Below are 354 nucleotides of genomic sequence, written 5' to 3' on the forward strand. Positions count from 1 at the left end.
CTAACTCTGCTACACCCGTTGTAAACCATGACCGTCGCCCGGAAACGGCACTGCGTTATCCATAAAGTGCTCAACCTGCTCCAGTAAATCATCCATCGTTTTGCAGCAGTGGTTGCGTGTGATGGTTTCGTGCAAGGCATGCCACAGCTTCTCTATTTTGTTAACCCACGGGCTGTAAACTGGTTGGAATAACAACACGAACTTCGGGTTATTCCTCAGCCACGCCGATGTCTTGCGGCTCTTGTGGATAATGTAGTTATCCACCACCAGCGTAATGGTCTTAGCCCGCCGGTACTGCCGTTTCAGCTTGTTCATCAGGCTGATAAACAGCTCTGAGCTTTTACTCATTGAGCC

At 49.7% G+C, this 354-nt stretch carries 1 protein-coding gene; it reads right to left on the reverse strand.

Features of this window, described 5'->3' with window-relative positions:
* Positions 1 to 9: 9 nt before the first annotated feature.
* The coding region (locus MJX74_RS21520; RefSeq protein ID WP_240225069.1) for an IS630 family transposase at positions 10 to 354 on the reverse strand (345 nt) is incomplete at its 5' end.

This window comes from Rheinheimera hassiensis (assembly GCF_022436675.1).
Taxonomy (GTDB): domain Bacteria; phylum Pseudomonadota; class Gammaproteobacteria; order Enterobacterales; family Alteromonadaceae; genus Alishewanella; species Alishewanella hassiensis.